Annotated in this window: 7 protein-coding genes; 4 read left to right on the top strand and 3 right to left on the bottom strand. The window is 46.8% G+C overall.

From position 1 onward, the window contains the following. The first annotated feature begins 122 nt into the window (after nucleotides 1-122). The 4 genes from WS42_RS13910 (at nucleotide 123) to WS42_RS13895 (ending at nucleotide 4,171) form a co-directional block, all read left to right on the top strand. Entirely contained in the window at nucleotides 123-662 is a 540-nt protein-coding gene (locus WS42_RS13910; protein ID WP_022159648.1) for a GNAT family N-acetyltransferase, read from the top strand. Nucleotides 663-682: 20 nt separating this feature from the next. Then, nucleotides 683-1,573 (top strand): class A beta-lactamase, subclass A2, encoded by an 891-nt coding sequence (gene bla / locus WS42_RS13905; protein ID WP_046451287.1) that lies wholly within the window; start codon nucleotides 683-685, stop codon nucleotides 1,571-1,573. A 61-nt stretch (nucleotides 1,574-1,634) separates the two neighbouring features. Continuing rightward, the gene (locus WS42_RS13900) at nucleotides 1,635-3,122 is read left to right on the top strand and encodes a catalase (protein WP_046451286.1); all 1,488 of its coding nucleotides are present in this window, start codon (nucleotides 1,635-1,637) and stop codon (nucleotides 3,120-3,122) included. Between the two features lie 161 nt (nucleotides 3,123-3,283). Continuing rightward, nucleotides 3,284-4,171, top strand: coding sequence for a DMT family transporter (locus tag WS42_RS13895; protein ID WP_046451285.1), 888 nt, complete (start codon nucleotides 3,284-3,286; stop codon nucleotides 4,169-4,171). On the opposite strand, the gene mutY is transcribed toward WS42_RS13895, so the two are convergent. The 3 genes from mutY to WS42_RS13880 are packed head-to-tail and all read right to left on the bottom strand — an operon-like array spanning nucleotide 4,172 to nucleotide 6,906. After that, nucleotides 4,172-5,218 (bottom strand): A/G-specific adenine glycosylase, encoded by a 1,047-nt coding sequence (gene mutY / locus WS42_RS13890; protein WP_046403905.1) that lies wholly within the window; start codon nucleotides 5,216-5,218, stop codon nucleotides 4,172-4,174. It lies immediately after the preceding gene. 49 nt (nucleotides 5,219-5,267) lie between these two features. Then, nucleotides 5,268-5,753, bottom strand: coding sequence for a Cys-tRNA(Pro) deacylase (gene ybaK / locus WS42_RS13885; RefSeq protein WP_022159653.1), 486 nt, complete (start codon nucleotides 5,751-5,753; stop codon nucleotides 5,268-5,270). After that, nucleotides 5,734-6,906, bottom strand: coding sequence for a TlpA disulfide reductase family protein (locus WS42_RS13880; protein WP_046451284.1), 1,173 nt, complete (start codon nucleotides 6,904-6,906; stop codon nucleotides 5,734-5,736). Before WS42_RS13880 ends, ybaK begins: the two co-directional genes overlap by 20 nt. Nucleotides 6,907-7,208 lie beyond the last annotated feature (302 nt).

Below are 7,208 nucleotides of genomic sequence, written 5' to 3'. Positions count from 1 at the left end.
CTAAAACTCACAAATTGGGCAGTTAAAGAGTTCTGCTGTCTGATACAAGAGGATAAATTGAATTGATAGAACTCACCTTATGTCAAATATACGCATTATATTGGTCCCAAAACGAAATAGGGATGAAAAATAAATCTTCATTTACCGTCCGGCAGGAACGCGAAGCAGAGTTCCCGGCTATTTACGAGCTTATCCGGACAGCTTTCGCAACAGCAGAAGTCAGCGACGGAGACGAGCAGGATTTTGCAAACCGTCTGCGCATCCATGGGAATTATATTCCCGAACTAGCCCTGGTCGCGGAATGCCAAGGGAAATTAATCGGCCATATTATGCTGACCCGGACCGTAGTCACCCAAGATGACGGCACTCCATACGAAGCTTTGATGATAGCGCCCTTATCCGTCGTTTTGGACTACCGTAATCAGGGTGTCGGATCGGCCTTGCTCAAAGAAGGCTTACGACTTGCCCAAAGTATGGGTTACCGGGCAGCTTTTCTTTGCGGCAATCCGGCCTACTACGGACGTTTCGGTTTCAAAGCGATCGGAGAATACGGTATCCGGCAAGCCGGTCTGCCGGAAGAATTAGCGCCCTATTTTATGGTCCACGAACTGATTCCGGGTAGCCTGAAATCTGTCCATGGCACAATCGATCTTCATGCTTAACCTCAAAACGATTATTTACGATGTTTTCCAAACTATTTTTTTGCCTGATCTTCCTCACTGCGCTGACACCGCTTTACAGCCAGGAACCACTCGCCCAACAGCTAAAATCTATTATTGAAAATAAAAAAGCCACCGTCGGAATCGCCGTATTATACAACGGTAAAATCCTGGTAACCGTAAACGACAAAGCCGGATATCCGATGATGAGTACGTTCAAGTTTCCCCTGGCATTAGCCGTGCTGGAACGTCTGGATAAGCAAGGGCTTCCGTTGGAGACCGAGTTATTTATCAGTAAACCGGACTTGCATCCGGATACCTACAGTCCGCTCCGGGAAGCCCGCCCGGAAGGCAATTTTAAGATAACTATCGGGGAACTGCTGAAATACAGTGTCGCCCTGAGTGACAACAATGCTTGTGACATCCTGATCGATTATCTGGGAGGCACAAGTGCCCTACAAAAATATGTCCGCCGTCAGGGTATCAAACAAATGAAAATCACAGCTACCGAGGACCGGATGCATAAGTCCGGCGACCCCTACCTGAATCATACCCGTCCCTCTTCGGCTGTCCGTTTGCTGGAAAAATTCATACAGCAGGAACTGTTATCGCCTGTTTATCAAAAATTTCTCGAAAATACGATGATAGCGACTTCCACCGGCAGCGACAAACTAAAAGGTCTTTTACCGGCCGAAACGATTATCGGCCATAAAACCGGGAGCTCCGACCGGGACAGTACAGGCATGAAAGCCGGAGACAACGATATGGGATTTGTCTATCTTCCCCATGGCGGCGATCATTATACAATTGCCGTTTTTATAACCGATTCGATGGAAGACGACAAAACCAATGCCGCCATAATCGCCCAAATTTCAAAGGCAGTATACGATTATATAAACGAAATATCTTCGTAAGGTGTATCGTAAAACCCTGTCTTTCCGTAAAACCGACATATCTAACTCAAATGTTATCATTATGGAAGACAAAAAAACTCAGTTGACAAACGAAGCCGGGATACCTGTCGGAGACAATCAGAACAGCCGCACAGCCGGTCCCCGGGGCCCTGAACTACTCGAAAATGTGTGGCTACTCGAAAAACTGGCCCATTTCAACCGTGAACGAATACCGGAACGCATCGTGCATGCCAAAGGATGTGGTGCTTTCGGTACTTTCACCGTCACGAACGATATTACCCGTTACACCAAAGCGGCTATTTTTTCTAAAGTAGGGAAAAAGACCGATCTGTTCGCCCGCTTTTCGACGGTTGCAGGGGAGCGGGGAGCAGCCGATACAGAGCGTGATGTACGCGGATTTGCACTGAAATTCTATACCGACGAAGGCAATTGGGATCTGGTGGGAAATAATACGCCGGTATTTTTTGTCCGGGATCCCCTGAAATTTCCGGATTTTATCCATACCCAAAAACGGGACCCTAAGACCAACCTACGCAGCAACACAGCAATGTGGGACTTTTGGAGCCTGACCCCGGAATCCCTTCATCAGGTGATGATCCTGATGAGCGACCGTGGTATCCCCCGGAATATGCGGCAGCAACACGGTTTCGGAAGCCATACCTACAGTTTTTACAATGCCGGAGACAAACGGGTGTGGGTGAAATTTCATATGATCTCACAACAGGGAATCGCTAATTATACCAATGAAGAAGCCGAACAGATCGTGGCCAAAGACCGGGAACATTCACAACGGGATTTATTCGAGCATATCGAAAAAGGAGATTTTCCTAAATGGAAAATGTGTGTTCAGATTATGCCCGAAGAAGAAGCCAAAACCTATCGTTTCAATCCTTTCGATCTGACCAAAGTATGGAGCCACAAAGATTATCCGTTAATCGAAGTAGGCCTGATAGAACTGAACCGGAATCCGGAAAACTATTTTGCCGATGTAGAACAATCGGCTTTCAATCCGGCCAATGCAGTTCCCGGAATAGGCTTCTCTCCCGACCGTATGCTCCAGGGCCGGTTATTCGCATATGGCGATGCCCACCGCTACCGTTTGGGTGTAAATGCCGATAGCATCCCGGTCAATCGCTCTCATTGTCCGGTGCATAATTATCACCGGGACGGGCATATGCGTGTCGACGGCAATGTAGGTGCCAGCGTCAACTACGAACCGAATAGTTTCAACGGTCCGGTATCCGACACGAAATACAATTATCCCCCCCTGGAACTGGAAAACGCTGCCGGCCATTATCTCCAGGACAACGATTTCTACACCCAACCGGGAGATTTATACCGCCTGTTGCCGGCAGACGAAAAAGACCGTCTGACTTCTAATTTCACTGCCGCAACAGCCGATGTTCCCGAACCGATCCGGATCCGGGCTATCGCCCGTTTTTATCAGGCAGATGAACATTGCGGTAAAGAAATGGCCCGGAAAACCCAGACCGATCTCAAGAAAGTACTGGAAGAGGTCAAACGCCAGCAAGCCCTGGAAAGCAGGTAAAAATTCCACGAAGACAATGGTTGAAACGGCAGCCCACCGATAACCGCCAATTCTGGCCAGCCGTTTCAACCGTTTTACCTCTTGTCACCGTTTTTAATCATTGAAAAATCGTATTTTCCTTGTACATTTGTGCCCGGTTCAGTTCAGGTGAAATGACAAACATGAAAGAAGCTTTTTTTAAACTCCATCTATCCGTTCTGCTCGCGGGGGCTACGGGCATTTTCGGGCGGCTGATTTCGCTCAATGAAGGTTTATTGGTCTGGTACCGGATGTTGCTGGCAGGTCTGCTGTTCGCCCTACTATCGGCAGTCCGGAGACGCTTTCCCCGGATAGGCTGGAAAGAAATTTTCAAGATCGGTGGCATCGGGATATTATTAGGACTGCATTGGGTATTCTTTTATGGGAGTATCAAAGCTTCCAACATCTCCATCGGTGTAGTCTGCTTTTCACTGGTCAGTTTTTTCACGGCTTTTCTGGAACCCTGGATCAACCGTCACCGCATCTCTGTCAAAGAAGTACTTTTCAGCCTGCTTACCCTACTGGGTATAGCTTTGATTTTCCATCTGGACACCCGTTACCGTCAGGGTATCCTCTTAGGGATCACCTCTTCGGTCCTGGCCGCCTTGTTTACGATTACGAATAAGAAAGTAGCTGCCGGCCACGATGCCAGTACGATGCTCTTGTATGAAATGTCCGGCGGATTTGTCGGTCTGAGCTGTCTTTTACCTTTTTATCTCCGCTATTTTCCGGTAGAAACGATCTTCCCGGACGTCTCCGACCTGATCTATCTGATCCTATTGGCTTCCGTTTGTACCATCGGTTTATACCTACTGCAAATACAGGTCTTAAAAGTAGTATCGGCCTTTACGGTCAACCTGACATATAATCTCGAACCCGTATACAGCATTATCCTGGCTATGCTTTTCTTCCACGAAGCCCGGGAGTTGAACGGGGCTTTTTACATCGGTTTGGGCCTCATTGTCTTGTCGGTATTATTACAAACTTTTGCCGTATTCCTGCCCCGGCCGGACAAAGCCGTTTCTTCTTAATCATTTTTCCCGGTACAGCGCGATCAAACGGGAAACGGCATATTGTTCCAGTTCCTCTTCCGGTACCTGTAAAAAGCGCTGCATCGCCGGAGAAAAACGTTCTACTTCGATCTCATAAAAACGGGCGTAAATTATGCGGTGTGAAAGTACATGTTTGGGCATGATGAAACTTCGGAGTATCTGTATTTCTCCTGCCTCTTGCATCAATTCCAGATAGGCCGGGGTTTGTTGCAATACCTCCAATTCGGTTTCCTGCCCGGTTTCGATCAACGGATATTCGTACAAATTTTGCCAAATATCTTTCGCTTCGCGACGGGCCAGCAAATTCACACCCCTGCAATGGATATGCAAATAATTGAAATAACGGGGCTTAACGACTGCTTTTCCTGCTTTCACCGGTAATTTTTCAACTTGACCGGAAGCCAGTGCCACACAATTTTCCCGTAACGGACAATATAAACAAACGGGGACTTTCGGCGTACATTGTATGGCTCCGAAATCCATAATCGCCTGATTGTAAAGGTCCGGATGACGCCGGTCGAGCAGTTCGGCAGCCAACCCGGAAAACACTTTCTTCCCTGCGTTACTGTCGATAGGGGTATCGATACCGAAGATCCGGGCCAATACCCGGTAAACATTCCCATCCACGACAGCATAGGGCAATTTCCAGGCAAACGAGCAAATAGCCGCCGCCGTATATTCCCCGATCCCTTTCAGGGTAAGTACATCGGAATAGTTGCGGGGAAACTCCCCGCCGAATTTTTCCACAATTTCCTTTGCCGCTGCATGAAGATTACGGGCACGGCTGTAATATCCCAGGCCCTGCCAATATTTCATCACCTCATCTCCGGGTGCTTCCGCTAATGCCCGTACATCGGGAAAACGCAACATGAAACGGTTGAAATACTCCAATCCCTGCACCACCCGCGTCTGCTGAAGGATAATCTCCGAAATCCATATCCGATAAGGATCGGTGGTTTCCCGCCAGGGTAATTCCCTTTTATTTTCTGCATACCAATGAATTAAAGTCGCTGCTATATCCACCATTCCAATTTTATACTGTTTATCAAGTTACTCCGGAATCAGGGAAGTCTAGTCAGGTGAGAATAAGATCGGTAACCTCTGCCCGGGTAAATTCCACCAGATCGGCCGGCGCAATCCTGATCTGTAATCCCCGCATCCCTGCACTGATGTAGATATACCCGAAATCCATGCAAGTAGTATGAATAAAAGTGGGCAAAGCCTTTTTCATTCCGACCGGAGAGCATCCTCCCCGGATATACCCGGTTGCCGGTAACAGTTCTTTCATATGGATCATCGCCGCACTTTTATTGCCGGAAACTTTTGCCGCCAGTTTCAAATCGACTTCGGCATCTCCGGGGACAACACAAACGAACAAGCCGTTTTTATCTCCGCGCAATACCAGTGTTTTAAATACCTGGGCGATATTTTCTCCCAGTTGTTCCGCCACATGGGTGGCTGCCAGATTATTTTCGTCTACTTCATAAGGTACCAGCTCGTAAGCGATCTTTGCTTTATCAAGCAAACGGGCAGCATTGGTCTTATTTATTTTCGCCGTCATATATTTTACACAGTTTTTTCAAGCGAGCCTCAAAAATTCCTTTCCCATATCCAGTCCATTTGTCCAGGATCTTCCCGTCAGGACCGATAACCACAAATTTCGGGATCCCGTCAAAACCATACGAAGCGATCAATCCTCCTTCTCCCTTAAAATCACACAACTGTATTCCTTTCAGATCCCGGATAGCCTCTTTCCACCCTTTTTCCGAAACCTCCAGGCTTATGCTGATCACGTGCAAACTATCCCGGAATTTTTCCGCCAACTCTTCCAATTCGGGTTGTGCCATCAAACAAGGACCACATCCCCGGCTCCAGAAATCCAATAAAATATATTTTCCCAGGTAGTCCGACAAGTGATGCTCTCTGCCTTCACGATCGAAGAGGAGGCCGTCTGCCAACCGATCTCCCACCTCACAGATTTTCACCGGATAAAGATAAATGTGGATTTCATTCCCCCGGGCAGTAGTTTTGAGTGCCGGATCCAGGCGCAAATAAAGCTTTTCAACCCTTTCCCGAAGTCCTGGCGGACATTGGGGTGAACGCAGTTTTCGCGCATGCTCATACAATCTTTCCAGTCCGACTTCCGACAAAACGGCCTGTTCTTCCAAAATTTTCAGGTCGGCTTCCGCTTTAAGGGCAGACAAAGAGTCGAACAAACGGGTCACGGGATAATCCTTCATCTTCGGATGCTTACTATACTGATCCTTATATTCCGCCACATATTCATCCTCTTTATCGAACCTTACCCGCTCATATTCGCGGGTGATGCGGGCGGAGTTTTTCACAAACCGATTCTCTTCCTGCTGTTGCCTCAACTTACTTTTGACTTTCCAAAGGGCAACACAAGGTTTATCCCCTTCTATTTTAGTCAGCGGTTCACCGACCCAAAATGAGAGATTACCATATAATGCCGAATCCCCCTCAACAAAAACCGACATCCGTAACGGCACCTCTTCCAGCTTTCCCCGAAATGAAAACCGTCCGTCTTTCAGGGTATCGCTCCCGATAACCTTCCCCATATTCCCAGCCCACACTAACAGTTGCACCACCGTATTTCCGGCTGCATTCCGCACTTTTCCTTCAATTCTGTATTCTTTTTGTCCGACGGCAGCCAACGTAACCAGAAGAAACAAAAACACACTACATTTTTTCATCGTCTTTGTATTTTATCAGTCAAACAAAAATAGAATAAATAAGTTGAAAGTCGGCAAAATTTAAGCAGTTTATAAAACATATACCCAAAAAGTATCAACAATAAACAAAAAATGTCAATGCCTGCAAAAAAAAAGAAGGTCTTCTCTTGTATAATTTTATTTCCTTTTTACATTTGTCAGTGTGGTCAAAAAAAGACATCTCCTGACTTCGTCACTCAAAAAATGTTCATTTTATAATTGATTGATAAACAATATTTTGTATCTTTTCATGCCCTTATTTTGGGGTACGCAAAAGTTTTTTT

The organism is Odoribacter sp. N54.MGS-14 (genome assembly GCF_000980295.1).
GTDB lineage: Bacteria > Bacteroidota > Bacteroidia > Bacteroidales > Marinifilaceae > Odoribacter > Odoribacter splanchnicus.
Note: the sequence above shows the minus strand (reverse complement) of the source record. Positions and strands in the feature narration are given on the sequence as shown.